Source organism: Pseudomonas sp. AC193 (assembly GCF_979258075.1).
Window position 1 is genome coordinate 2,615,343 of the sequence record NZ_OZ409832.1, and the last position, 26,082, is coordinate 2,641,424.

Consider the following 26,082-nt stretch of genomic DNA (forward strand, 5'->3'; position numbering starts at 1 on the left):
TCACAAACTTTTCACAACGGATTGCGGATACTTCTCCTTTTGTGGATAACCGCTCATTTTTTGCGCGGATGGCATTTGCGCGATCACCCCCCGGTGCATCCGCACAATTAATTTAAAAGCTGGAGCGCTGATGGCGATGTTCAAACGCAGCAACAAGTCTGCGACAGGTTTTGACTGGGCCGGTTTTCTCTGGCTGTTCGTTTTCTTCTGGTACTTCTCGGGTATTACCCAGCTGCTGATCCAGTTGACCGGCACCTCCGGTTTCACCGGTTTCCGTCAGGCGTTCGTGATGAGCGCAATCTGGCTGGCGCCGATGCTGCTGTTCCCCAAGCGCACAAAACTGATTGCCGCCGTGATCGGCGTGGTGCTGTGGGCCTGCTCGATGGCCAGCCTCGGTTACTTCTTCATCTATCAGCAAGAATTCTCGCAAAGCGTCATCTTCATCATGTTCGAGTCGAACATCTCTGAAGCGGGCGAGTACATGACCCAGTACTTTGCCTGGTGGATGGTGCCGGCGTTCCTTGCTCACACCCTGTTCGCCTACTTCCTGTGGACGCGTCTGCGCCCGGTGTACATGCCGCGTGGCCGTGCCTACGTGGCCGCCGCTGCGATCGTGATCGCTGTCGTCGGCTACCCGCTGATCAAGCAGACCCAGCGCACTGGCAGCTTCGCCGAGGGTTTCGAGAAGTTCGAAACGCGCATCGAGCCGGCGGTGCCTTGGCAAATGGCTGTGGCCTACCACCGTTATCTCGACACCCTCGCCGACATGCAGGACATGCTGCACAGCGCGAGCAAGATTCCGCCGCTGAAAAACCTGCAGGACGCGTCGGCCAATCAGCCTGCAACCCTGGTGTTGGTGATCGGCGAGTCGACCAACCGTCAGCGCATGAGCCTTTATGGTTACCCGCGCAAGACCACGCCGGAACTGGACAAGCTCAAAGATCAGCTCGCGGTGTTCGACAACGTCATCACCCCGCGGCCTTACACCATCGAAGCCTTGCAGCAAGTGCTGACCTTCGCTGATGAAGAGAATCCGGATCTGTACCTGTCGACGCCGTCGCTGGTCAGCATGATGAAACAGGCCGGTTACAAGACCTTCTGGATCACCAACCAGCAGACCATGACCAAGCGCAACACCATGCTTACGACCTTTTCCGAACAGGCCGACGAGCAGGTGTACCTGAACAACAACCGCAATCAGAACGCCGCGCAGTACGACGGCGACGTGATCGAGCCGTTCAACAAGGCCCTGACCGATTCGGCACCGCGCAAGTTGATCGTCGTGCATTTGCTCGGCACGCACATGAGCTACCAGTACCGTTATCCACCGAGCTTCGACAAGTTCCAGGATCGCACCGGCGTACCGGCCGGCGTGCGTGACGATCAGGTGCCGACTTACAACAGCTACGACAACGCCGTGTTGTACAACGACTTTGTGGTGTCGAGCCTGATCAAGGACTACGCCAAGTCCGATCCGAACGGCTTTTTGCTGTACCTCTCCGACCACGGTGAAGACGTGTTCGACTCGGTCGGCCACACCACGCTGGGCCGTAACGAAAACAAACCGACCGCGCCGATGTACACCATTCCGTTCATGGCGTGGGCATCGCCAAAGTGGCGTGAAAACCACAACTGGAACTTCGCCGCTGATCTGGATAGGCCGTACAGCAGTTCGCACCTGATTCACACTTGGGCGGATCTGGCCGGCTTGAGTTCCGATGAACTGGATCGCAGCAAGAGCCTGGTCAGTGACAGCTTCAAGCCGCGCCCGTTGTTGATTGGCAACCCGTATGAGAAGCAGCAACGTGCCTTGATCGACTTCAGTCTGATGAAGCCGAAAAAACCTGCAGAGGCACCACCCGAAGTGGCGCAACAGCATTAACGAAAAGGGGCCAGAAAGGCCCCTTTTTCATGCCCACCATTCCCTGTAGGAGCTGCCGAAGGCTGCGATCTTTTGATCTTGTCTTTTAAAAACAAAGCCAAAAGATCGCAGCCTTCGGCAGCTCCTACGGGGTTTTGAAACACTTTCAAATAACAATATTTCTTGTTTGTTACTAAATCGCATCCGCCCTCTTCGTCTTTGAACCAAAGGATATTTCCCCTCGAAGACAAGGAGTCGGCTGCGATGTTCGCGCCTATCACCCGTTCCATGACCCTCACCCTCGGCCTCTGCGGTGCTGCACTGAGCCCTGACTTGCTGGCCGAAACAGACGTTGAAAAACAGCCAGAGCCAGCCTCAACGGCGCTCGAACTGGCGTCGACCAACGTTACCGCCCAAGGTTTGGGCACCACCACCGAAAACACCGATGCCTACACCACCGGCGCCATGAGCACCGCGACCCGGCTGAACCTGTCGATCAAGGAAACCCCGCAATCTGTGTCCGTGGTGACCCGTCAGCAAATGGACGATTTCAAACTCGGTACCTTGTCCGAAGCCATGAGCCAGACCACGGGTATCGTCGTGCAGCACAACGATTCGGATCGGGTCGGTTATTCGTCGCGCGGCTACTCGATCAACAATTTCCAGATTGACGGGATGCTCAACACCTTCGACCGGATGAAGACCGATGCCGACACCATCATCTACGACCGCATCGAAGTGGTACGCGGCGCCACTGGCCTGACCACGGGCGCTGGCGACCCTTCAGCGACGATCAACATGGTGCGCAAACGCCCGACGGCTCAATTGCAGGCGCTGGCCGGGGTCAGCGGCGGCAGTTATGACGATTACTACAGCTACGTCGACGTTGGCGGGCCGCTGGCGTTCGATGGTCGTTTGCGCGGGCGCACGGTGCTGGCGTATCGCGACAGCCAGTCGTTCCGCGACAGTTACGCCCTGCAACGTGAAGTCGGCTACGGCATTCTTGAGGCGGATCTGACTGACTCCACTGTGTTGGCGGTCGGTTATGACTACCAGGACAAACAGGTTCAGGGCACCTCATGGGGCACCCTGCCGTACTGGAATGCCGATGGCACCAAGGCCGGGCTCGGTCGTTCGACCAACATGGCGACGTCATGGAGTTCGTGGCCGCTGCGCGATAAAACCGCGTTCGCCACGCTGGATCAGCATCTGGCCGGTGGCTGGCGCCTGAAAGCCGCCTACACCCACCGCGACAGCGATGTCGACGGCAAGGTTTATTACGGCGGCACCGGGTTCCCGGAAGCCGATCGCAGCGGCATGTACGCCTACCGGGGCCATATGCTCGGCAACCAGAAAATGAATGTGTACGACTTCAATCTGTCCGGCCCGTACAACCTGCTCGGCCGTGAGCACGAAATGATGCTCGGCTACGGCGAGGCGAATCACCGTTCTTATTCCCCGTCCATCGTCGCGGGCGCGGTGCCTGAGGGTTATGACAGCATTCGTGACTGGAAATACATGGGCGATATCGCCAAGTTCTCCGACACCGTTACCGGCCGCACCGGCTCGCGCAGCAGCACCCGCCAGAAGGCCGGCTACATCGCCACACGCCTGAGCCTGACCGATGAACTGCACGCGGTGATCGGCAGCCGCTATGGCAGTTGGGAAGGCAAAAAGGACGATCGTTACTATGACGAGAACCTGCAACTGACCAGTGTCGACAGCACCACTCAGCGCCAGAACGACATCTGGACGCCGTACGCCGGTCTGCTCTACGACCTGACGCCGGAATACACGGTCTACGCCAGTTACACCGATATTTTCAAACCGCAGAGTTACCGCGACAGCAGCCGCAACTACCTGGATCCGGTGGTGGGCAGTAACTACGAAGTCGGCCTCAAGGGCAGTCTGCTGGAAGAACGCCTCAACGTCGCGACAGCGGTGTTCTGGAGCAAGCAGGACAACGTGGCCGAACTCGACGATTCGGTACCACCGGATCCGGCTAGTGGCGAAGAGTTTTATAAGTCTGGCGGCAAGGGCAACAAGGTCAACGGGTTCGAAGCGGAAGTGTCTGGCGAAGTGATGACGGGCTGGAACATGACGGCCGGTTACACCTATACCCATTCGGTCAATGGCGATAAACAGCGCACCAATACCAGTTCGCCGTTGAACATGCTGCGCGTATCGACGGCGTACCGATTGCCGGGTGATTGGCAGGCACTGACGGTCGGCGGTGCGGTGAATTGGCAGAGTGCGATGTTCGACTACGCTGATCGACCGGTCGGGCGTGAGGCGAATGGTGATTTCATTACAGAGAACACCAAGATCCATCAGGGTTCTTACACCGTGGTCAAGTTGATGTCGCGTTATCAATTCGATGAGCACGTGTCGGCGTCGCTGAACGTCGACAACCTGTTTGACGAGAAGTATTACGACAATGTCGGCTTCTACAACGGCGTGTTCTGGGGTGATCCGCGCACGGTGACGCTGAGTCTGGACTGGAAGCTTTAGTCCCTCCCCTGTCCGAGTAGTGCAGGGTTTATCGGTGGTGAGGGGATTTATCCCCGCTGGCCTGCGCAGCAGGCCCCTGCTGTTTCAGATTAAAAGCGGGGCCGCTGCGCGCCCCAACGGGGATAAATCCCCTCGCCACAGATAAATCCCCTCGCCACAAGTATTAGGGTGTTAACCCCGAGTTAATTCGTAAGGAACACACTCGCTTTCGAGTTCTGCTTCATGGACGAACGGCTCCGACTTGTTCAGTAGGAGGCACCATGAAAACCACGACTGTAATACTTGCCGGGCTGCTAGCCCTTGGCTCTGCCAGCGCTTTTGCCGAAGGGGGCGCCGAACGCATGCGCTACTACTTCAACAACTTCCCCGTTCACCACGCGCAAAGCGAACAGGTGAGCGACGCCAAGACCAAAGAACTGCGGGTTCCCGACGACCAGACGGCCCAAGTGACCGAGTCTTATCGCAACTGAATCACCGATGGACCTGCGAGGACTGTGCTCCGGTCACCGCAGATGACAGTTGGGCGCCCTGTTGGGGCGCCTTTTTTTTTATGCCTGCAAATCCTTGATCCAGAACAGCATGCGGCCGTGCTCCGGGTTGAACATCCCCGGGGCAAAACCGAATTTGCGGTAAGAGCCCTGGGCGATAGCGTTGCCTTCGAGCACTTCAAGGGTGATCTTGCAGCAGCCACGCTGGCGGGCGATGTCCTCGACCTTGCGCAGCATCTTCTGGCTTAAGCCGAGACCGCGAAACTTGTTCACCACCGCCACATCGTGAACGTTGACCAGCGGTCGGCAGGCGAACGTCGAAAAGCCTTCAAAGCAGTTCACCAAACCGGCCGGCTCACCGCCAACGAACGCCAGCACGCTGAACGCATGCGGTCGCCGGGCCAGTTCTTCCGGCAGGCGTTGCAGCAGCTCGGGGGCAATCGGATGACCGCCGCCCATGGGATCTTCTGCATAGTTGTTGAGTACCACGCCGATGGCCTCGGCATGCACTGGATTGGTGTAACTGGCCTGAAGTACAAGAATTTCTGCGGAATCCATTTCCATCCCCAAACACACAACCCCGGCGCGCAAAGTGCGCACTGATAGGCTGCCTGACCTTAGCGCGAGCACGGTGTTGTCGACAAGATCAAAAGATCGCAGCCTTCGGCAGCTCCTACATGGACCCCATTCCCCTGTAGGAGCTGCCGAAGGCTGCGATCTTTTGCATTTGAAAAATCAATGCCCCCAAATCAGCTCTTCCGTCCAGCCGAGTTCGGCGAAGTCTTCAGCCCGCAACCCGGCCTCTCCCGCGCAGAAAAACTCGTCCAGTTGCGGCGGCTTCACCGAGGTAGCGCTGAGCATTGCGTGCACCTGCCCACGATGATGAATCTGATGTTCAAACAGATGCGAAAGCATGCGCAATCGGCTGTCATGTTGCGGCGTGTCGCGGGCGATGGTGACGATTCGGCCCAGATCGGCATCGCGCATCTGCTCGCAATAGGCGATCAGTCGCCGATCAACGTGGGCCTGTTCTTCTCGCAGTGGCGCGGCCTCGGTAAACGGCTCGTCCTGATTGAAAAACACGAAGCAATCCGGATGCGGCTCGGCTCCGCGCAACTCGCGTTCCAGCGCGTCGACGTAGAACCAGTCGCAAGTGAGGATGTGATTGAGGGTCAGACGAATACTGGGGAAAAAACTGATGCGCGGCGCGGCGAGATCCGCGCCATCGAGCTGCGCCCAGGCCTTGGCCAGACGATGGTTCGCCCAGGCATTTTGATAGGCCATGGTCAGCAAATGATGGGACAGCGGCTGGGTCATGTTGGCGCCCTCTTCACTCACGCTTCGGCAAAGCGCTGCAATTGCATCTCCTGCAAACGGCTGAGGGTGCGACGGAACGGAAATTCCAGATAACCCTCGGTGTACAGCGCATCCATTGGCACTTGCGCCTCAATATACAGCGGCACCTTGCGGTCGTAGCACTCGTCGACCAGGGCGATGAAGCGCCGTACACCGTCGTCATGCACCGACAACTGCGGCAACTCGCGATCCCCCGCCGCCACGCGCTCGGCGTTGTCCTCGGTGCCACGGGCAATGCGCCCTTCGCGTTTCTGCGCGCTGAGGTTGGGCACCTCGCTCAACAGAATAGACTGATAGGCATCACACAGCGCGATGAAATCCATGGCGGCGAACGGTTGCTCGCAGAGATCGGCGTAGCGACACCAGAGCACCGTCGCACTGGCCTGCACCACGTTCAACACGCGGTGGCCGACCGACACAGGCTCAGCGCTGGCGGGTTGCCCGGCGTTCAGTGTCTGAAACACCTCATCCAGCGCGCTGCCCTGCTCCGGCGTGGCGACGAAGTAACGCTGCAGCCCGGTGCCGGGGTGCAGACGATGGTCTTCGGCGCCGTTCACCGGCACCACCTGCATGTGCGCCTTGATCGAAGCGATTGCCGGCGTGAAGCGGTCACGGTTGAAGCCATCGGCGTACAGATCATCCGGCGGCAGATTGGATGTGCAAACCACCACGACGCCTTCGTCGAACATCACTTGAAACAGCCGACCGAGAATGATCGCGTCGCCGATGTCGTTGACGAACAGTTCGTCGAAACACAGCACCCGCACTTCGGCTGCCAGTTCCTTGGCCAGCGCGCGCAACGGGTCGGCGATACCGGTCAACTGGAACGAACGCTGATGCACCCAGCCCATGAAGTGATGGAAATGTTGCCGCCGCGCCGGCACGCGCAGGCTTTGATAAAACTGATCCATCAGCCACGTTTTGCCCCGCCCGACCGGGCCCCACAAATAAACGCCAGTGACCGAACGGGCCCCGGCGTGCAGAGCTTCGTGGCATTTTTGCAACGCCCAGACGGCGTGCTCCTGAGCTTCATCCTGGATGAAGCCCTTGTGCTCGATGGCGTGTTGCCAGGCGCTGAGGGGGGAGTCGAAAGTCATGCGCGGGAGTATACCCAAACGCACTGTAGGAGCTGCCGAAGGCTGCGATCTTTTGATCTTGATCATGAAAAAAGATCAAAAGATCGCAGCCTTCGGCAGCTCCTACAGGGGATGATTTGATGATCGTCAATGAGTTTACCGTTTAGCGGAGTCTGGCTTGACAGAGGAATATTACCAGCATCATATTGGCGTCATATTTCAACCGTAATCTTACTGAATCGGATCGGGAGCATTGCCATGCACTACAAGGTTTTTGGCCGTAAAACCGGCTTGCGCGTATCGGAACTGGCGCTGGGCGCCGGCAACTTCGGCACCGGTTGGGGGCATGGCGCAGAACGTGACGAAGCCAAACGCATTTTCGACGGTTACCTCGAGGCCGGCGGCAATTTCATCGACACCGCCAATGGTTATCAGGGTGGGCAATCGGAGTCGATGCTCAGTGAGTTCATCGCACCTGAGCGCGATCGACTGGTCATCGCCACCAAATACAGCATGGGCACCACGCCGGCGGCCGGTATTTCCCACACCGGCAACAGCCGCAAAAACATGGTGCGTGCCGTAGAAGAAAGCCTGAAGCGCTTGAAGACCGATCACATCGATCTGTTCTGGGCGCACATCAGCGATGGCGTCACGCCGATGGAAGAGATCTTGCGCGGCTTCGACGATCTGGTGCGCGCCGGCAAGATTCACTACGCCGGTTTATCGAACTTCCCGGCCTGGCGCATCGCTCGCGCCGACGTGCTGGCAGAGGTGCGCGGGTTCGCGCCGATTGCTGCGATTCAAGTCGAGTACAGCCTCGCCGAACGCACCGCCGAACGGGAATTACTGCCGATGGCCGAAGCCCTCGGTCTGGCAGCAACACTGTGGTCGCCTCTGGGCGGCGGCTTCCTGACGGGCAAGTATCGCGGCAACGATGACAACAACCGCGCGGCCAAACTCGGCATGCTGGTGCATGCGGAAAAAAGCGCGCGGGAAACGGCTTTGCTCGATGCCTTGCTTGCGGTTGCCAGCGAGATCGGTGTTAGCCCCACTCACGTCGCGATTGCTTGGCTGCGCGAAAAAGCCAAGCGCTCGACCACGGCGCTGATCCCGATTCTGGGTTCGCGTACCCGTGAACAACTGGATGCGACGTTGGGGGCGCTTGCGGTGCAACTGAGCGATGAACAACTGGCGCGGCTGGATGGTGTGAGTAGCGTGCCGGCGGGCGTGCCGTTCGAGACGATTGCCAGTTCAGCACCCCGCTACACCGGGCCGGAGACGCTGGATCGGCCGATCATCCCCGTGGCGTGACACCGTACAAACGGTGGGAGCGGGCTTGCTCGCGAAGGCAGTGTGTCAGTCAACTTATGGGTTAACTGATCTACGGCTTTCGCGAGCAAGCCCGCTCCCACAGGGGGTTTGTGTTCAGGACTAGAGATCGACTTTGTGTTTGGCGGCGTAGAGGCAGAGCTTTTCCATGGCCTGACACCGCTCCCACAAGGGGTCTGTGTTGAGGGTCAGAGGTCAACTTTGTGCTTGGCGGCGTAGAGGCAGAGCATTTCCATGGCCAGTGTGGCGGCGGCCAGTGAAGTGACTTCGGCGTGGTCGTAGGCCGGGGCCACTTCGACGACGTCCATGCCCACCAGATTGATCCCGCGCAAACCGCCAAGAATCTCCAGCGCCTGCACCGTGCTCAAACCACCGCACACCGGCGTACCCGTGCCAGGCGCAAACGCCGGATCAAGGCAGTCGATATCGAACGTCAAATACACCGGGTTATCGCCCACCCTTGCGCGGATCGCTTCGACAATCGCCTCGCAACCGCGCCGATGCACTTGCCGCGCATCAAGCACCTGAAAACCCATGTTGTCGTCGTTGGTGGTGCGCAAACCGATCTGCACCGAACGCGCCGGATCCACCAGACCTTCCTTCGCGGCGTGCCAGAACATGGTGCCGTGATCGACGCGTTTGCCCTCCTCGTCCGGCCAGGTGTCGCTGTGCGCATCGAAGTGGATCAGCGACAGCGTGCCGTGCTTGCGCGCATGGGCCTTGAGCAGCGGATAGCTGACGAAATGGTCGCCGCCAAAAGTCAGCATGGCCGCACCGGATTCAAGAATCTGATCAGCGTGGGCCTCGATGCTTTCCGGGATGCTGTGCGGCGAGCCGAAATCGAAATCGCAGTCACCGTAATCAACCACTGCCAGATGATCGAACGGGTCGAACGTCCACGGCCAGTGGCGTTCCCAGGCAATCCCGGTCGACGCCGCACGAATCCCGCGCGGCCCGAAACGTGCGCCCGGGCGGTTGCTGGTGGCGGTGTCGAACGGCACACCGCTGACCGCCACATCAACACCGCGCAGATCACGGCTGTAACGCCGGCGCATGAAACTGGTGATACCGGCGTAAGTGCTTTCGGCAGAGGTGCCATACAGGCTGTCGCGCGTCAGGGCTTGGTCGTTGAGCATCGGCACGTCCATTGGAGTGCTCCTTGTTTTTTTGTGGTTACTGGTGGCTACGGAAAGTGGTCCGACAGACGCGTGCGCTGACGCATGTCCTTGAGGCTCATGCTGCGGTCGGCGAAAAGCAGCTCGCGCACATTAGCCGGCGGATAAATGTCCGGATCGTTGCGCACCGCTTCATCCACCAGCGGCGTCGCTGCCTGGTTGGCGGTGGCAAAAAACAGCGTGTTGGTCAGCTCGGCGACCGAGTCAGGCCGCAGCATGAATTCGATGAACGCCCGCGCAGCTTCAGGGTGTGGCGCGTCCTTGGGGATGGCCAGGTTGTCCTGCCAGATCAGCGTGCCCTCCTTGGGAATGCGGTAAGCGACTTCGAACGGCTTGTTGGCCTTGTGCGCCTGATCCGCCGCCATGCTCGCGTCACCGTTGTAGGTCAGCGCGAGGCAGACTGTGCCGTTGGCCAGATCGCTGATCTGCCGACCCGTGGCGACATACAGCACCGACGGTTGCAGTTTTTGCAGCAGCGCTTCGGCGGCGGCCAGATCAGTTTTGTCGGTGCTGTACGGATCTTTGCCGAGGTAGTGCAGCGCGAGGCCGATGACTTCCTGCGGCGAATCAAGAATCGCGATGCCGCAGTCTTTGAGCTTGCTGGCGTACTCCGGTTTGAACAGCAGATCGAGGCTGTTCAACGGCACGTCCGGCAAGCGTTTTTTCACCGCTTCGACGTTCATGCCCAACCCGAGCGTGCCCCAGGTGTAAGGCACGGCATAACGATTGCCGGGGTCGACGGCCGCCAGTTTCGTCAACAAATCCGGATCGAGGTTGGCGTAACCCTTGAGCCCTTCGTGGGGGATTTCCTTCAGCGCCCCCGCGGCCAATCCACGGGCCAGCACGCTGGAGGACGGCACCACCACGTCATAACCGCTGCCGCCGGTGAGCAGTTTGGTCTCGAGCACTTCGGAGGTATCGAACGTGTCGTAACGCACCTGAATACCGGTCTCTTTCTCGAAACGCTGCAGCGTCTGCGGCGGCACGTAACCGGCCCAACTGTAGAGGTTGAGGGTCTTGTCCTCGGCTTGAGCCATGCTGACAACGGTAAACAGCAACGCGGGGAAACACAGCTTGAACATGGGAGCCATGACGCACACCTGACCGAGGGAAGTGGTTGCAGCGTGCGCCGTCGGATACATTAGAAAAATACCTGAATAGTTATCCTGACTTTATTGCGGAGTAATGTGATGCTCGGTCAGCTTCACGATGTCGATTTGCAGCTGTTGCGCCTGTTTGTCAGCGTGGTCGAGTGCGGCGGTTTCAGCGCGGCGCAGGGTGAGTTGGGGCTCAGCCAGTCGAGCATCAGTCAGCAAATGGCCAAGCTCGAAACCCGCCTCGGTTATCGTTTGTGCAGCCGTGGCAAGGGTGGTTTCAGCGTGACGCCCAAGGGCGAGCAACTGCTGATCGCCGCGCGCACGTTGTTTGAATCCATTGAAACCTTTCGCCATCAATCCAACGGCGTCGCCGGGCGATTGATTGGTGAAGTGCGGCTGGGCATTTCTGAAGCGGTCGATCAATCGGTGCTGCAACGGGTGGCCGAGGCGATTCGGCGCTTTCGCGAGCGTGATGAGTCGGTGCGCATCGAAGTGATCAGTGCGATGCCCGGCGAGATGGAGCGCTTGTTGTTGCGGCAGCGGCTGGATCTGGCGATCGGCTATTTTTCGCAGGTGCAAAGTGCGTTCGACTATCACGAGTTGTTCAGCGAAACCCAGCATTTGTATTGCGCGGCGGGGCATCCACTGTTCACCGACGATGCGCCCAGCGATGCGGCACTGGCGGCGTGCGATCGGGTCGATCATCCGTACCGGTTTCTGCGCAGTGACGAGCCGTTTCAGGGCAAGGTGTGTTCGGCCAGATCGGAGCAGGTTGAGGGCACGCTGGCATTTATTTTGTCGGGCAAGCATGTGGGGTATTTGCCGGATCATTATGCGCGGGGGTTGCAGGACAAAGGGTTGTTGCGGCCAGTGCGTGAAGGTGAATTGAGTTTTGACGTGGCGTTTCACCTGGCGCGGCACCGGGCGCAGGTACCGGGGGATGCGCAGAAAGCCTTCGAAGAAGACCTGTTGGCTGCCTTCAACCCCCTGTAGGAGCTGCCGAAGGCTGCGATCTTTTGACTTTGCCATTCAAGATCAAAACATCGCAGCCTCGTTTCACTCGACAGCTCCTACAGGGATTTGGGTACAACCCCAATAAAACCTGACCTTTCAGGCAATTTTTGCTCGTTGCCCTCGCCGCGCTCTTGCGGCATCCTGCGCCTCCATTTTCTGACCCGGCCCCGCCTCGCGGCGCATAAATCACCATGACCGCCTCTGAAAAAGCCCCGCGCAACAACGACTTGATCTACGGTCTCAACGACCGTCCGCACCTCACCGCCACCGTGTTCGCCGCGCTGCAACACGTGCTGGCGAGCTTCGTCGGCATCATCACGCCAACCCTGATCATGGGCGGCGCCCTCGGTCTACAAAGCGAAATTCCCTACCTGATCAGCATGGCGCTGTTCGTCTCCGGCCTCGGCACGTTCGTCCAAGCCAAGCGTTTCGGCCCGGTCGGTTCCGGATTGTTGTGCCTGCAAGGCACCAGTTTCTCGTTTATCAGCGTGATTCTCAGTGCCGGTTTCATGGTCAAGGCGCGCGGCGGCGGCACCGATGAAATCCTCTCGACGATCTTCGGCGTGTGCTTCTTCGCCGCGTTCATCGAGGTCGCGCTCAGCCAGTTCATCGGCAAATTGCGCATGCTGATCACCCCGGTGGTCACCGGCACCATCATCACCTTGATGGGCCTGTCGTTGATCAAAGTGGCGATGACCGACATTGCCGGCGGTTTCGGCGCGGCGGACTTGGGCGCGTCCACCCATTTGTTTCTGGCCGCGCTGGTGATTGGCACCATTGTCGTGTTGAACCGCGTTGACGTGCCGTTCCTGCGCCTCGGCGCGATCGTTATCGGCCTGACCCTCGGTTACTTCGTTGCATGGCTGATGGGCACCGTCGATTTCGCTTCGATGCCAGAAGTGCCGCTGGTCAGCGTACCGGTGCCGTTCAAGTACGGTTTCAATTTCGACTGGGTCGCGTTCGTGCCGATCGCGGTGATTTTCCTGGTGTCGCCGCTCGAAGCTGCGGGCGACCTGACTGCCAACTCGATGATCTCGCGCCAACCGGTCAAAGGCCCGCTGTACATCCGCCGGATCAAGTCCGGCCTGCTCGCTGATGGCCTCAACTCGGCCATGGCGGCGGTGTTCAACAGCATGCCGATGGTGACCTTCGCGCAGAACAACGGCGTGATCCAGCTCACCGGCGTCGCCAGCCGTTATGTCGCCTTCTTCATCGCCGGTCTGCTGGTGCTGCTCGGGCTGTTCCCGATGATCGGCGCGGTGCTGCAACTGATGCCGAAACCGGTGCTCGGCGGCGCTGAGCTGGTGATGTTCGGCACCGTCGCGGTGGCCGGGATCAAGATCCTCGCCGAAGCCGGCCTGCACCGGCGCAACATGCTTATCGTGGCGATTTCCCTCGGCATGGGCCTGGGCATTGCCGCTGTGCCGGAAGTGCTGCGCGAACTGCCGCAAGCGCTGCGCAACATCTTCGAATCGCCAATCACCGTCGGTGCGTTGTGCGCTATCGTGCTGAACGTCTTCCTGCCGGAAGAATTCATCGAACTGGAAGAAGACGATTTCGACCCGGAAGCTTCTATTCTTCAGGTCATGGAAAACCCGGACATGCCGTCCAAAGCTGAACCTGGCCAACCGGCGGCTGTCGCACAGTTGAACCGCTGACGTCCGGCCTTTAACAGAAAGGGCTGCACCGGCAACGGTTCAGCCCTTTTTTGTTGAGAGACCGTTTATGCGCCGCGTCCACGCCGTCATTCTGTCGTTACTGTTGCTGTCCCTCAGTGCCTGCGCGCTGTTTCCCAACCGAGATCCGGTAAACATCAACGTGGTCGGCCTCGAACCGTTGCCGAGCCAGGATCTGGAAGTGCGCTTCGCGATCAAGATTCGCGTGCAGAACCCCAACGAAACCGCCATCGACTACAACGGCATCGCCCTCGATCTGGAAGTCAACGGCCATTCACTGGCCTCGGGCGTGAGCGATCAGAGCGGCTCGATCCCGCGTTTCTCCGAAACCATCGTCAGCGTGCCGGTGAGCATTTCCGCGTTCTCGGTACTGCGCCAAACCCTCGGCCTCAGCCAGACGCAAACCCTCGACAATCTGCCGTATGTGCTGCGTGGCAAACTCGCCGGCGGCTTGTTCGGCACCATGCGTTTTGTCGACAGCGGCAAACTGAGCCTGCCGAAAGCCACTGCCGCAACTTGGTAAAGATGGGTTAGCCTTGAGCGTTCATTAACAATGCTCAAGGAGGCGGCAGGTTTATGGAAGAGATACCGACGTTGTACACCGAACGGCTGATCCTGCGCCCGCTGGAACTGGCCGACGCTGATGCCGTGCAGCAGCAATTTGCGCACTGGGAAGTGGTGCGTTACCTGAACGCCCTCGTCCCTTGGCCCTACCCCGCCGACGGCGCCCTCACTTACCTGCGCGACATTGCATTGCCGGCGATGGCCGCTGGCAAGGAGTGGCATTGGTCGCTGCGGCCGAAATCGGCACCTGAACAATTGATCGGCAACATCAGCCTGATGGATGAGCAGGACAACAACCGTGGGCTCTGGCTCGCGCCGGCATGGCACGGTCAAGGCCTGATGACCGAAGCCTGCGCCGCCGTCACCGACTATTGGTTCGAAACCCTTGATCGCCCGATCCTGCGGGTGCCGAAAGCGGCGCCTAATATCGCCTCGCGCCGGCTCTCCGAACGCAGCGGCATGCGCCTGATTGGCAGCGATGAAGGTAACTTCGTCAGCGGCCGCTGGCCCCGGGATCTTTGGGAAATCAGCCGCGAAGAATGGCTGAGTCAACGCTGAGGAGCTCCCATGCTTATTGTGTTCAGCGGTTTGCCCGGCACCGGCAAAACGACCCTCGCCAAATCTGTCGCGACGCGGTTAAAAGCCACGTACCTGAGGATTGATTCGATTGAACAAGCGATCCGTAACGCCGATGTTCTCGCAGGCGATGTCGGCCGCAGTGGTTATTTTGTTGCGCTTGAACTGGCGCTAGGCAATCTTCGGCCGGGTCACACTGTCATCGTCGACTGCGTCAATCCTGTGGCAGAAAGCAGACAAGCGTGGGCCGATGTTGCCGCCCGTGCTAACGCTTCGCTGCTGAATATCGAAGTGATCTGCTCAGACCCGCAAGAGCACCGCCGGCGCGTTGAACAGCGGCAGTCAGATGTTCCGGGGTTGATCCCACCCTCGTGGCAATCGGTGCTTGATCATGACTATGAACCCTGGTCGCCAGCACCACTGACGGTTGATACGGCGCAACTGAGCGTCGATCAATCCGTCGAACTCATCCTGCTCAACGGGGCTGTGCAAGGCGTGTCTGTCGATTAGCGAAGTTCGTGCAGACGTATGCTATTAATTCATAAATTTCCAGCAAGGCTGCTTGTTCATGAATCACCGCAATGTGCGCATCGTCGCCCAGCATCTGCTCTCGGACAACTGGTACATCCTGAAGAAAATCGATTTCGAACTGCAACGCCGTGACGGCAGTTGGCAGGCACTCACCCGCGAGGTCTACGATCGCGGCAATGGTGCCACGATCGGTCTCTATAATTTGGCTAAGCGCACCGTCATTCTCATCCGTCAGTTCCGCATCCCGACGTTCGTCAACGGCCATGACGGCTACCTGATCGAAACCGCTGCCGGTTTGCTGGATGACGCCAGCCCTGAAGAGCGCGTGCGCCTTGAAGCCGAAGAAGAAACCGGCTATCGCGTGCAATCGGTGCGCAAGGTCTACGAAGCGTTCATGAGCCCCGGCTCGGTGACTGAACGCCTGCATTTTTTTGTCGGTGAGTATCAGCCGCAGGATCGCATCAGCGATGGCGGTGGTCTGGCCGAGGAAGGCGAAGACATCGAGGTACTGGAGTTGCCGTTTGCCGAAGCACTGGCGATGGTTGATGACGGGCGGATCATGGATGGCAAGACCATCATGCTTTTGCAGTACCTCAAGCAAGTGATGCCGAGCTCGGATGCGTTGACGATTGTGGTTTGCGGTTCTGATGATCGGGTGGCGTTGGCTACTGGCAGTGAATTGCTGAAGGCGGGGCATTTTCCGTTGGTGGCGTCGGCGGGGTTGGGGGATGGGGTTTATCGCGACTATGCGAAGACGCTGTTGCAGCGCTGCGATGGGGTTTTGCGTGTTGGTGGTACCGCCGGGAGCGCCGATCTGATCGAAGAACTGGCTGTGCAACTGAGGCTGCCGATTTATCGCGCCCTCGACGAGATACCGGTTGGTAAACGGTAGGTTTGTGGTGGCGCGGCCGGCCTCTTCGCGAGCAAGCCCGCTCCCACAGGGGATCTGCGTCAAACGCGGATTTTGAGCCCGACACAGAACCCCTGTGGAAGCGGACTTGCTCGCGAAGGGGCCCGCCCGTTCATCCTCACAACATCTGAAAACGCTCCACTCAAGGAAGACACCATTGAAAAAAGCTCTGGGCACCCTGCTGAGTAACCTCTGCGTCAAACGCGGATTTTGAGCCCGACACAGAACCCCTGTGGGAGCGGGCTTGCTCGCGAAGGGGCCCGCCCGTTCATCCTCACAACATCTGAAAACGCTCCACTCAAGGAAGACACCATTGAACAAAGTTCTGGGCACCCTGCTGAGTAACCGTATTAATGGCCCAATCCCCTAACGAAACGCGCAGCAGTGCCTGGTCGGTGTTTGTAATCTTCTTGCGCCTCGGCTTGACCTCATTCGGGGGCCCCATCGCGCATCTGGGTTACTTCCACCATGAGTTCGTCACAAAACGACACTGGCTGAGTGAACGCAGTTATGCCGATCTGGTAGCGCTCTGCCAGTTTCTGCCCGGACCGGCCAGTAGTCAGGTGGGCATCGCGTTGGGCATGTCCCGCGCTGGCTATCGCGGAGCGCTGGCGGCGTGGGCCGGCTTCACGTTGCCGTCGGCCGTTCTTCTGATTGTGTTCGCCTTGGGTGTTTCCCGTTATGCCGACGCGCTTGGGCCCGGCGCCCTTCACGGCCTCAAAGTGGTCGCTGTCGCGGTCGTTGCTCAAGCCGTCTGGGGCATGGCGAAAAACCTCTGCACTGATCTCATGCGCATTGCTCTCATGGTTATTGCTGCGTGTGGCGCCCTGCTTGAACCGTCTGCGTGGGGACAGATCAGCGTGATCGTCACTGCCGGACTTGCCGGTGTGTTGCTGTGCAAACCCGGGCCAAGTGATGCGCACGATTCACTGCCAATTCCGATCAGCCGCAAGTCCGGCGCAATCTGGCTGTCGCTGTTTTTTGCACTGCTGCTGGGCCTGCCACTGTTAGCCGGACTGACCGCTGACAGAAGCGTGGCAATGATCGACGCCTTCTACCGCACAGGCTCTCTGGTATTCGGCGGCGGGCATGTGGTTTTGCCGCTACTGCAAGCCGAGGTGGTGCCGCCCGGCTGGGTCAGTAATGAAACCTTTCTTGCGGGTTATGGGGCTGCTCAGGCGGTTCCAGGCCCATTGTTTACGTTCGCAGCGTTTCTGGGAGCGTCGATGAACCAGACACCTTCCGGCTGGACAGGCGGCCTGCTTTGCTTGCTGGCGATCTTCGTCCCGTCCTTTTTATTGATCGCAGGGGTTTTGCCTTTTTGGGAGCGCTTGCGACGCAGCGTGCGCACGCGGGCTGCGCTTGCCGGGATCAATGCGGCGGTGGTCGGCTTGCTGTTGACGGCGCTGTACGACCCCGTCTGGACGAACGCCATTTTCACGCTTGAAGACTTCGGACTGGCGCTGGCAGCCCGATCGCGTTGATGTTTTGGCGGCTTCCAGCATGGCTTGTCGTGATCGGCAGCGGTGTTGTCGGCGGGTTGATGAGCACCACTATGTGAGCGCCGTCGAAAGAACGGAAAACTAATCCGTGCCTTTTTCCTTGGAATCCGCCAACCCGCCCTCATAACTACGCAGACACCAATGCCCTCAAGAGGAAGCACTGACATGACCACTCAAACCGAAACTGCCCTTCTCGCCGGCGGCTGCTTCTGGGGCATGCAGGATCTGCTGCGGCGTTATCCGGGCGTGTTGCAAACGCGGGTCGGTTACACCGGCGGCGACGTGCCGAACGCCACTTACCGCAATCACGGCAACCACGCCGAAGCCATCGAGATCATCTTCGATCCGGCGGTGATCAGCTATCGGCAGATTCTTGAATTTTTCTTCCAGATCCACGACCCGAGCACGCCGAACCGTCAGGGTAACGACCTCGGCCCGAGCTATCGTTCGGCGATCTATTACCTCAGCGAAGCGCAACGCGACACTGCCGAAGACACCGCTGCCGATGTCGACGCATCAAAACTGTGGCCGGGCCGCGTCGTTACTGAAATCGAACCAGCGGGGCCATTCTGGGAGGCGGAACCTGAGCATCAGGATTACCTCGAACGTATCCCGAATGGCTACACCTGCCACTTCATCCGGCCGAACTGGAAACTGCCAAAGCGCGCCTGAGGGTCAGCGCAACGGGCATATCCATTAGACGCCACACTGCGTCGGGGTCGAAATCAGTCATCGGTAAATGACGGCTTCCGACCCTGATGCAGTCTTAAAGTGGCAAAATCGCCCTCATCTTTATCGTTTCGGAAACCACCATGCTTCGCGCTTTTGAAAAAAGACTCGACCCCTTCCCGCCAGACGAAGTACCGCCACCACCCGCAGGTCTGGCGCGGTTCCTTTGGGCCTGCACACGCGGCGCGCGCGGCTATATCCTGCTGTTTGCGCTGCTCAGTGCCGCGGTGTCGATCTACGAAGCGTGGCTGTTTTCGTTCCTCGGTCAGGTCGTCGATCTGCTCTCGACCTGGAAGGCTGGGGGCGATGCCGGTGCGCAAGAAACCCGCGTGTTGTGGGGCATGGGCATCGTCATGGTGGCGAGCATTGGCCTGGTCGCGCTGCGCACGATGGTGCAGCACCAGATTCTGGCGATCAATTTGCCGCTGCGCCTGCGTTGGGATTTCCACCGGCTGATGCTGCGGCAGAGCCTTTCGTTCTTTTCCGATGAGTTCTCCGGCCGGGTCACCACCAAGGTCATGCAGACCGCGTTGGCCGTGCGTGACGTGCTGTTCACGCTGATCGAAATTCTTCCCGGCATCGGCGTTTATTTCATCGCGATCATCGCGCTGGCCGGCGGGTTTGCGCTGAAACTGATGCTGCCGTTCGTTGGCTGGATTGCCTTGTTTGGCCTGGCCATGGTCTATTTCGTCCCGCGTCTGGGCAAAGTCGGCCAGGAACAGGCACATGCACGCTCGTCGATGACCGGCCGTATTTCCGACGCCTACACCAACATCACCACGGTAAAACTGTTCTCCCACTCCAACCGTGAAGCGCACTTCGCGCGCGCGGCGATGGAAGATTTCAAGCAGACCGGTTTTCGTCAGATGCGCCTGGTCAGCCAGTTCGAGATCGTCAACCAGGCATTGGTCGTCGGCCTGATCATGAGCGCCGGCGGCTATGCGCTGTGGTTGTGGCACTTGGGCGAAATCGGCACCGGTGCCGTGGCGGCGATCATCGCCATGGCCTTGCGCATCAACGGCATGTCGCACTGGATCATGTGGCAGATGACCGCGTTGTTCGAAAGCATCGGCACCGTGCAGGACGGCATGGCCACTTTCACGCGCAGCCCGAAAGTGCAGGATGCGCAGGACGCGAAGGGTTTGGTCACCTCCGGCGGCGCGGTCACGTTCGACAACGTCAGCTTCAACTACAACGGCGAACGCCAAGTGCTCGATGGCCTGAGCCTGAACATTCGTCCGGGCGAAAAAATCGGTCTGGTCGGTCGCTCCGGCGCCGGTAAATCCACGCTGATCAACTTGCTGCTGCGCTTCTATGATGTCGACAAAGGCCAGATCCGCATCGACGGCCAAGACATCGCGCACGTCACGCAGGACAGCCTGCGCAGCGCCATCGGCATGGTCACGCAGGACACATCCCTGCTGCACCGCTCGATTCGCGACAACATCGCCTATGGCCGCCCCGATGCCACCGATGCGCAAGTTCGCACTGCCGCCGCCAACGCGCAGGCCGATGAGTTCATCAGTCAACTGAGCGATCGCCAGGGTCACAGCGGCTACGACACCCTGGTCGGTGAGCGTGGCATCAAGCTGTCTGGCGGCCAGCGTCAACGCGTAGCGATTGCCCGAGTGATGCTCAAGAACGCGCCGATCCTGCTCCTCGACGAAGCCACCAGCGCGCTGGACTCGGAAGTCGAAGTGGCCATTCAGGAAAGCCTCGACAAAATGATGGAAGGCAAAACCGTCATCGCCATTGCCCACCGACTGTCGACCATTGCGGCGATGGATCGACTGATCGTCATGGACGACGGGCGCATCATCGAACAAGGCACCCACACCGAACTGCTCGCCAAAAACGGCATTTATGCACGGCTTTGGCACCATCAGAGCGGCGGGTTCCTCGGTGAGGATCAAGGGATTGCCGAGGCGATGGATCAGGATTAAGTACAAATGACCCGTAGCCGACAAACGCTACGGGCCACTGTAATGAATGAGCAACGCGATAAACGCCACGAATGGCGCGATCAGAATCACCCCGCCCACCGCCACCGCCCAGCCCCACGCAAATCCACTCTCGCCCTTGAAGCGGCCACCGCTGAGCAATCTCAGCACAAACACGCCGATGCGGTGAGCTATCAAATCCAGGATGAAGTCCATTTTATCCTCGCCAAAATTCGCTGCTGCGCTGAGCGTAGCTGACCCGCCAGTGCTTGAACCGCAGACAATTCCAAACTTTTCGCCACGCCAGGCGTCTTCTCTCTAACACGGCCAACTCGGCCCTCCTCCCCTAACCAGCTGATCACAGCTAAGGACTGGCGATGACTCTGTTCATTTTTCTTCTGGCCTGCGCGGCGGCGGCAACCACCGGCGTGATTTTCAAACCGGGCGAATGGTATGCGTCGCTGAACAAACCGCGTTTCACCCCGCCCAACTGGGCATTTCCGCTGGCCTGGACGGTGATTTATCTGTTGCTGGCCTGGGCCGGTTATCGCTTGACGCTGATTCCTGGCAGTCAGGTGGTTTTGGCGTTGTGGGCGGCGCAGATCGCGCTGAATACGCTGTGGACGCCGGTGTTCTTTGGCGCGCATCAGGTGTTGGCGGCGATGGTGATTCTGGTGCTGCTGTGGCTGGTGGTGGCGGTAATGGTGGTGATGGCGCTGCGGCTGGATGTGATCACTGGTTTGATCCTGTTTCCGTACCTCGTGTGGTTGTGCGTGGCGGCGGCGCTGAATTTCTCCATTCTGCGTAACCGTTGATGGGCGGGTTCAGGTCGACCCGAAAAGCACCGTGGCTGCAGGGCGAGCGGGAGTTAGCGGAGGTGCGCGCCTTCAATTAAAAACTCGCCTGGTTGCCGCGCTTCCGCATTCGTAATCGGCTTACGCCGAGGCTGATTCAGGCGTTGTTGCGGGTCAGTCAGGTGGGTGGCGGCGCGAAGCAATTGCGTCAGCACGGCCTGACGGCTGAGCGAAGAATGATTAGCAGTGGCAGCGCCGCGGTGCCGGTTCGGATCATCCGCCCCAAAGGCCAGCCGAAAGGTGTGGTGCTGGATTTTCATGGCGGCGGTTGGGTCATCGGCAACGCGCAGATGAACGACAACTTCAACATCGCCATGGTCAACACCTGCGACGTCGCGGTGGTGTCGGTCGATTATCGTCTGGCCGTGTCGACGCCGATTGAAGGCCTGCTCGAGGACTGTCTAAATGCCGCACGCTGGTTGCTCAATGAGGACGAGTTTGCCGACCTGCCGGTTATCGTCGTCGGCGAATCGGCGGGCGGTCATCTGGCGGCAGCGACTTTGCTGGCACTGAAACAGTCACCGCCATTGCTGCAACGAATCTGCGGGGCGCTGTTGTACTACGGCGTTTATGACCTGACGGGAACGCCGAGTGTGCGCAATGCGCGGGCAGATACGCTGGTGCTGGACGGGCCGGGGATGGTTGAAGCGCTGCGCATGCTGACGCCGGACATGACCGATGAGCAACGGCGTCAGCCGCCACTTTCACCGCTCTACGGCGATTTCAGCGGCATGCCGCCGGCGTTGCTGTTTGCCGGTGAACTGGATCCTCTGCGTGACGACACGCTCGACATCGCTGAACGCTGGATCAAATCGGCGCCGGTCGAGGTGTACCTGCTCCCATCCTCGCCGCACGGTTTCATTCACTTTCCGACAGCGTTTGCGCAGAGTGTGCTGGCGTACAGTCGTGAGTGGATCAGGGCGCGGATCGCGGATAGCGCCGCCGATGTAGAGGGCATCGCCAACCATACCGCGACTCAAAGGACAACACAGTAACGGTGGTGAGGGAGTCTGCTCCCTCACCACATGACGAGCCTTAAGTGCCGCTTTTAACTTTGCTCCACACCCGCGTACGCACCCGTTCGATCTTCAGCGGCAATGGCTGTGAAGGAAACAGCGTCGCCAGTGTCGCGGCCGGCGGATAGATGTCCGGATTGTTCCGCAGGTTCTCATTGACGAAGGCCAGCGCCGTTTTGTTGCCGTTGGGGTAGCTCAGGTAGTTCGTGCTTTTCGCAATGACCTCGGGGCGCAGCATGTAATTGATGAATTGCATGCCCTGCTCCGGGTGCGGCGCATCCTTCAGCATCACCAGGTTTTCAATCCACACCGACGAGCCTTCGCGCGGAATGCGATAGGCCAGTTGTCGGCCATTCTTCGCCCGCTCGGCGCTGGTTTTCGCGTCGTACACGCCGCCCGACCAAGCAACCACCGCGCAGATGTTGCCGTTGGCCAGATCGGTGATGAAGCGTGACGAGTCGAAATAGGTGATGTACGGGCGGATTTTCAGCAGCAGCGCTTCGGCTTTTTCGTAGTCGGCGGGGTTGGTGCTGTCCGGCGGCAAGCCGAGGTAGTGCAAGGTGATCGGGATGATCTCGCTCGGCGAGTCGAGCATCGCCACGCCGCACTGGCTGAGCTTCTTGATGTTTTCTTCCTTGAAGATCAGATCCCAGGAATCCGCTGGCGTCTCGTCACCGAAGATTTTCTTCACCTGATCGACGTCATAACCAATCCCCGTGGTGCCCCACAGATACGGGATCGAATAGCGATTGCCGGGATCGTTTTGCGCGACTTTGGCGAGAATGTCCGGATCGAGGTTCGTGCGATTGCTCAACTGGCTGTTGTCGAGTTCCTTCAAGACGCCGGCCTTGATCAGGTTGGGCAACGCGCTATTGGTCACCACAGCGACGTCGTAGCCGCTGCGGCCGACCATCAACTTGCTTTGCATGACATCGGCGCTGTCGAAGGTGTCGAGCAGCATCGGTGTGCCGGTCTCTTTCTCGAAGTCTTTTGGCGCTTCCGGCGCGATGAAGTCGTACCAGTTGTAGAAGTTCACAGTGGGGCCCTGCGCCGAACTGACGGCCGCCACCAAGCCGCAAACGGTGAACACGCCAAGGTGCAGCAAACGCTTGAGTTTCATAGGAGCTCCTGGGGAATCGGCCAGCGCTTGGCCGTTCGCCGCGACATTGTTGTTATGGATAGCGCGAGGTTCAGGGGATCAGCAGCTCGCGGCGACCGTCCGGGTGTTCGGTGATGTCAGCGGCGAGTTTCAAACGTTTCTCGGCGCGATAGTCGTAGAGCGCGCGGGCCGGGGCGATGCGCGTCATGTCCAGTTCGATGACATGCCGGCATTCCTCCGCGCCGGCTTCAAACAGACGCTGACCGAATGGATCGACGACGGTGCTGCCACCGGCAAACACTTCGCCAACGCCTTCGCCGACGCGGTTGACCATGGCGGCGAACAGCTGATTTTCCTGAGCTCGGGCGGCCACGGCGGTGTGGTGAACGTGGCCGTAGGGCTGCATGTTGCCGTCGGTGATCAGGATCAGTTCGGCGCCGAGCGCGGCCAGTGCGCAAGCGCTTTCCGGGAATTCGATGTCGTAGCAAATCAACAAACCGATGCGCACGCCCCGCCATTGCACGGTGGCGAAGCGGTCGCCGGGCAACACCAGTTCAGGCTCGCCAACCCATAGATGGGTTTTGCGATAACTCAGGGCGATGCCTTCTGGGGTGATGAACAGCGTGGTGTTGTAGAGGCGCTCGCCGTCGCGTTCGATCAGGCCAACGACCACCGCGATATCGCGTTCGCGGGCGGCGGTGCAAATCGTCTGCACGTTTGGCCCGCTGAGGTTTTCAGCGAGTCGGGCAATGTTGTCATGGCCGAGAAAACCGGTGAGGTACGCCTCGGGAAACACCACGATGTCGGTGCCCGGCTGGCAGTCGGCGATCGTTTGCAGAATGAGTTGCAGATTGTGCGCGGCGTCGCCATCGCGTCCTGCCAGCTGTACGAGTTCTAGTTTCATTGTCAGACCTTTCGGAATATAGCGTCCTGGCCAGGAAGCAAGGCTTTGTCAAAGGTGCGACCAGTATGCGGATCGTGGCGAAACTTCCTATCACGCTGAGGGAGTACCCCCAAAGGGTTAGATGCCGATCCAAGTAGGAGCTGCCGAAGGCTGCGATCTTTTGATTCACCCAACACCCGGCTATGATCCGACGTGCCCCTCTGCCAAGAATCAGCCCCTATGCCTGCCACAGAAACCCGCCCTACCCCCGCGCCATTGCTGCAACCCGGTGAAACCGTGGTGCTGTTCGATGGCGTGTGCAAACTGTGCAACGGCTGGGCGCGTTTCTTGATTCGTCATGATCAGCAACGCCGCGTGCGGCTGGCGGCGGTGCAATCGCCCGAGGGTCAGGCGCTGCTGGCATGGGCGGGTTTGCCGATTGATCAGTTCGACACCATGGCGGTGATTCGTGACCGGCATTACTGGGAGCGTTCGGAGGCCTTTTTCGAAGTCATCAGCCAATTGCCCGGGCGCTGGCAACCGCTAAGGCTGTTGCGCATCTTCCCGCGTGCGTTGCGCGATTGGGCCTACGACCGCATCGCGCGCAATCGCTATCGACTGTTCGGCAAGTACGACACCTGCCTGTTGCCCAGTGCCGATCACGAACGGCGTTTCCTCAAAGCCTCTACCTCGGAAGGCTGAGCCACTGTACGGAGAGGCTCAGGTTGTCCGGTTCGTTGATCGCGGCGAGGTATTCATCGACGCTGATTTCACCCACGCAAGGCCGGGCGCCGGGCTGCGGCACATAACCTTGAGCCATTTTGCTCATGAGGGCCACGGCAGCACAGCCGGGGATTTCTTGACCTTTTTCATTCAGAGCGGTCAATTGGGCGGTCATCAACAACGGCTCGCCGTCGACGCCAATGCCCTCAACGTCGATGTACATCGCGCTTTTGCCATCGCCGAAACGTTCGAACACAGTGCCCAAACGATGCAGCCTTGCGGCCCACCGAACATGATCGCGAATCAGACCGGTTTTAACGGCTTGCGCCAACAGCCAGTTGGCGATGCCCGCGAGCTTGAGTCCGGCGCCTGCTTTGAAACGCAACGTCTGCGCACCGTAGCGAGCGGCGAAAATATCCATGTCGGGCACGTCGACGTTGGCCAGTAACCTCGTGCCGAGCGGCGGCAGCTTGCGCAGAGTTAAATCCTGCCAGCCCGACACTTCATGCACTTGGCCGTTTTTAAGTTGTTTGATCGGTTTGCCGGCATAGGCGAGCACGCCTGCAATCGTCGACAGGCCGGGCATTTTTGCCGAGGCAGACACGCCAAGTTCAATCAAGTCGATACGGCTAAAACGATCACGCTGCTGATCGATGATCGCCGACGACAACGTCGGCACCGAGCTGCAACCACTGAGAATCGCCACGCCCGCCTGCTTCGCTCGGGCATCAAGCACGTCGATGCCATTGACGAAGGTTCGGCAGTCGGCCAGGTCGCAATAATTCACTCCCGCAGCAATGCAGTTTTCGGCGACCGCATAGGATTGCCCCTGAAACGGCCCGCCGGTGTGCACGACCCATTGGATATTCAGCGTTTTCAGCGCGGACTGAAATCCGGCGCCCATGGCATCACCGCACCATCCTTCAACGTTGTTGGCGGCCGCTCGATTCAGCTCATCGACCTTACATTGCAACTGGCGCGGATCACGCCCCGATAGCAGCAGCTCGATGCCCGGCATCACCGCCAAATGCCGGCACACGATGCTGCCAAAATTACCGTAACCACCGACCACCATCACCCTGAGCGGCATTCAATTCTTCCCTAAGTCAGTGGATCTCACAGGCAGGCAGAATATAGCGCCAAGCAATCGGCGTAACCCACCGCATCGCGTT

The 26,082-nt window shown here is 59.4% G+C and carries 24 protein-coding genes and 2 pseudogenes; 16 read left to right on the forward strand and 10 right to left on the reverse strand.

Annotated elements, in window-relative coordinates:
* The first annotated feature begins 130 nt into the window (after positions 1-130).
* Positions 131-1,882 (forward strand): phosphoethanolamine transferase CptA, encoded by a 1,752-nt coding sequence (locus ACZZ0D_RS11735; RefSeq protein ID WP_463553312.1) that lies wholly within the window; start codon positions 131-133, stop codon positions 1,880-1,882.
* On the opposite strand, the gene ACZZ0D_RS11740 is transcribed toward ACZZ0D_RS11735, so the two are convergent.
* Positions 1,879-2,151 (reverse strand): hypothetical protein, encoded by a 273-nt coding sequence (locus tag ACZZ0D_RS11740; protein ID WP_463553313.1) that lies wholly within the window; start codon positions 2,149-2,151, stop codon positions 1,879-1,881. The genes ACZZ0D_RS11735 and ACZZ0D_RS11740 overlap by 4 nt on opposite strands.
* Here ACZZ0D_RS11740 and ACZZ0D_RS11745 point away from each other — a divergent pair.
* Both ACZZ0D_RS11745 and ACZZ0D_RS11750 read left to right on the forward strand, forming a co-directional pair.
* Complete coding sequence (locus ACZZ0D_RS11745; RefSeq protein ID WP_463553314.1) at positions 2,126-4,372, forward strand: TonB-dependent siderophore receptor; 2,247 nt, start codon at positions 2,126-2,128, stop codon at positions 4,370-4,372. The two genes, ACZZ0D_RS11740 and ACZZ0D_RS11745, sit on opposite strands and share 26 nt — an antisense overlap.
* Before the next feature lie 260 nt (positions 4,373-4,632).
* Positions 4,633-4,842, forward strand: a complete 210-nt coding sequence (locus ACZZ0D_RS11750) for a hypothetical protein (protein WP_463553315.1) — start codon at positions 4,633-4,635, stop codon at positions 4,840-4,842.
* Positions 4,843-4,920: 78 nt separating this feature from the next.
* Here the strand turns inward: ACZZ0D_RS11750 and ACZZ0D_RS11755 are convergent, their stop codons facing one another.
* The 3 genes from ACZZ0D_RS11755 to zapE all read right to left on the reverse strand — a co-directional run bounded on the left by ACZZ0D_RS11755 (position 4,921) and on the right by zapE (position 7,313).
* Positions 4,921-5,418 carry a GNAT family N-acetyltransferase gene (locus tag ACZZ0D_RS11755; RefSeq protein WP_159811374.1) on the reverse strand — a complete coding sequence of 166 codons (498 nt, stop codon included), beginning with the start codon at positions 5,416-5,418 and terminating at the stop codon, positions 4,921-4,923.
* Positions 5,419-5,595: 177 nt separating this feature from the next.
* Positions 5,596-6,177, reverse strand: coding sequence for a DinB family protein (locus ACZZ0D_RS11760; protein WP_463553316.1), 582 nt, complete (start codon positions 6,175-6,177; stop codon positions 5,596-5,598).
* A 17-nt stretch (positions 6,178-6,194) separates the two neighbouring features.
* Positions 6,195-7,313, reverse strand: coding sequence for a cell division protein ZapE (zapE, locus tag ACZZ0D_RS11765; protein WP_400748636.1), 1,119 nt, complete (start codon positions 7,311-7,313; stop codon positions 6,195-6,197).
* A gap of 237 nt (positions 7,314-7,550) precedes the next feature.
* Between zapE and ACZZ0D_RS11770 the strand changes: the two genes are divergently transcribed.
* A complete protein-coding gene (locus ACZZ0D_RS11770) occupies positions 7,551-8,603 on the forward strand; it encodes an aldo/keto reductase (protein ID WP_463553317.1) in 1,053 nt (350 codons plus the stop codon).
* A 206-nt stretch (positions 8,604-8,809) separates the two neighbouring features.
* On the opposite strand, the gene speB is transcribed toward ACZZ0D_RS11770, so the two are convergent.
* Together speB and ACZZ0D_RS11780 are read right to left on the reverse strand one after the other, a co-directional pair.
* Entirely contained in the window at positions 8,810-9,769 is a 960-nt protein-coding gene (gene speB / locus ACZZ0D_RS11775; protein ID WP_463553318.1) for an agmatinase, read from the reverse strand.
* 25 nt (positions 9,770-9,794) lie between these two features.
* Positions 9,795-10,887, reverse strand: a pseudogene (locus ACZZ0D_RS11780) (polyamine ABC transporter substrate-binding protein).
* 99 nt (positions 10,888-10,986) lie between these two features.
* On the opposite strand from ACZZ0D_RS11780, the gene ACZZ0D_RS11785 reads away from it, so the two are divergent.
* The 9 genes and pseudogenes from ACZZ0D_RS11785 (at position 10,987) to ACZZ0D_RS11825 (ending at position 20,338) form a co-directional block, all read left to right on the forward strand.
* Entirely contained in the window at positions 10,987-11,886 is a 900-nt protein-coding gene (locus ACZZ0D_RS11785) for a LysR family transcriptional regulator (RefSeq protein WP_212546001.1), read from the forward strand.
* Between the two features lie 212 nt (positions 11,887-12,098).
* Positions 12,099-13,565: a nucleobase:cation symporter-2 family protein gene (locus ACZZ0D_RS11790; RefSeq protein WP_463553319.1), complete on the forward strand. Its 1,467-nt coding sequence runs from the start codon at positions 12,099-12,101 to the stop codon at positions 13,563-13,565.
* 67 nt (positions 13,566-13,632) lie between these two features.
* Complete coding sequence (locus tag ACZZ0D_RS11795) at positions 13,633-14,106, forward strand: LEA/WHy family protein (protein ID WP_159811380.1); 474 nt, start codon at positions 13,633-13,635, stop codon at positions 14,104-14,106.
* A 53-nt stretch (positions 14,107-14,159) separates the two neighbouring features.
* Positions 14,160-14,705 carry a GNAT family N-acetyltransferase gene (locus tag ACZZ0D_RS11800; protein WP_463553320.1) on the forward strand — a complete coding sequence of 182 codons (546 nt, stop codon included), beginning with the start codon at positions 14,160-14,162 and terminating at the stop codon, positions 14,703-14,705.
* A 9-nt stretch (positions 14,706-14,714) separates the two neighbouring features.
* Positions 14,715-15,233: a P-loop nucleotide/nucleoside kinase family protein gene (locus ACZZ0D_RS11805; protein WP_463553321.1), complete on the forward strand. Its 519-nt coding sequence runs from the start codon at positions 14,715-14,717 to the stop codon at positions 15,231-15,233.
* Between the two features lie 58 nt (positions 15,234-15,291).
* Positions 15,292-16,146: an NUDIX domain-containing protein gene (locus ACZZ0D_RS11810; RefSeq protein WP_463553322.1), complete on the forward strand. Its 855-nt coding sequence runs from the start codon at positions 15,292-15,294 to the stop codon at positions 16,144-16,146.
* Between the two features lie 371 nt (positions 16,147-16,517).
* Positions 16,518-17,725: pseudogene (gene chrA, locus ACZZ0D_RS11815) on the forward strand (chromate efflux transporter).
* Positions 17,726-17,831: 106 nt separating this feature from the next.
* Positions 17,832-18,338 carry a peptide-methionine (S)-S-oxide reductase MsrA gene (gene msrA, locus ACZZ0D_RS11820; RefSeq protein WP_053119771.1) on the forward strand — a complete coding sequence of 169 codons (507 nt, stop codon included), beginning with the start codon at positions 17,832-17,834 and terminating at the stop codon, positions 18,336-18,338.
* A gap of 140 nt (positions 18,339-18,478) precedes the next feature.
* Entirely contained in the window at positions 18,479-20,338 is a 1,860-nt protein-coding gene (locus ACZZ0D_RS11825) for an ABC transporter ATP-binding protein (RefSeq protein WP_463553323.1), read from the forward strand.
* A gap of 27 nt (positions 20,339-20,365) precedes the next feature.
* Here the strand turns inward: ACZZ0D_RS11825 and ACZZ0D_RS11830 are convergent, their stop codons facing one another.
* Positions 20,366-20,551, reverse strand: a complete 186-nt coding sequence (locus ACZZ0D_RS11830; protein ID WP_053119766.1) for a hypothetical protein — start codon at positions 20,549-20,551, stop codon at positions 20,366-20,368.
* Positions 20,552-20,712: 161 nt separating this feature from the next.
* Between ACZZ0D_RS11830 and tspO the strand changes: the two genes are divergently transcribed.
* Together tspO and ACZZ0D_RS11840 are read left to right on the forward strand one after the other, a co-directional pair.
* Positions 20,713-21,150, forward strand: coding sequence for a tryptophan-rich sensory protein TspO (gene tspO, locus ACZZ0D_RS11835; RefSeq protein WP_463553324.1), 438 nt, complete (start codon positions 20,713-20,715; stop codon positions 21,148-21,150).
* Positions 21,151-21,242: 92 nt separating this feature from the next.
* Positions 21,243-22,184: an alpha/beta hydrolase gene (locus ACZZ0D_RS11840; RefSeq protein ID WP_463553325.1), complete on the forward strand. Its 942-nt coding sequence runs from the start codon at positions 21,243-21,245 to the stop codon at positions 22,182-22,184.
* Between the two features lie 40 nt (positions 22,185-22,224).
* Here the strand turns inward: ACZZ0D_RS11840 and ACZZ0D_RS11845 are convergent, their stop codons facing one another.
* Both ACZZ0D_RS11845 and ACZZ0D_RS11850 read right to left on the reverse strand, forming a co-directional pair.
* Entirely contained in the window at positions 22,225-23,325 is a 1,101-nt protein-coding gene (locus ACZZ0D_RS11845; protein WP_463553326.1) for a polyamine ABC transporter substrate-binding protein, read from the reverse strand.
* Between the two features lie 70 nt (positions 23,326-23,395).
* Positions 23,396-24,208, reverse strand: coding sequence for a carbon-nitrogen hydrolase family protein (locus ACZZ0D_RS11850; RefSeq protein ID WP_463553327.1), 813 nt, complete (start codon positions 24,206-24,208; stop codon positions 23,396-23,398).
* Between the two features lie 219 nt (positions 24,209-24,427).
* Here ACZZ0D_RS11850 and ACZZ0D_RS11855 point away from each other — a divergent pair, with 219 nt between their 5' ends.
* On the forward strand, positions 24,428-24,889 hold the full coding sequence (locus ACZZ0D_RS11855) for a thiol-disulfide oxidoreductase DCC family protein (RefSeq protein ID WP_463553328.1): 462 nt from the start codon (positions 24,428-24,430) through the stop codon (positions 24,887-24,889).
* Here the strand turns inward: ACZZ0D_RS11855 and ACZZ0D_RS11860 are convergent.
* Entirely contained in the window at positions 24,873-26,000 is a 1,128-nt protein-coding gene (locus ACZZ0D_RS11860) for a saccharopine dehydrogenase family protein (protein WP_463553329.1), read from the reverse strand. The genes ACZZ0D_RS11855 and ACZZ0D_RS11860 overlap by 17 nt on opposite strands.
* Positions 26,001-26,082 lie beyond the last annotated feature (82 nt).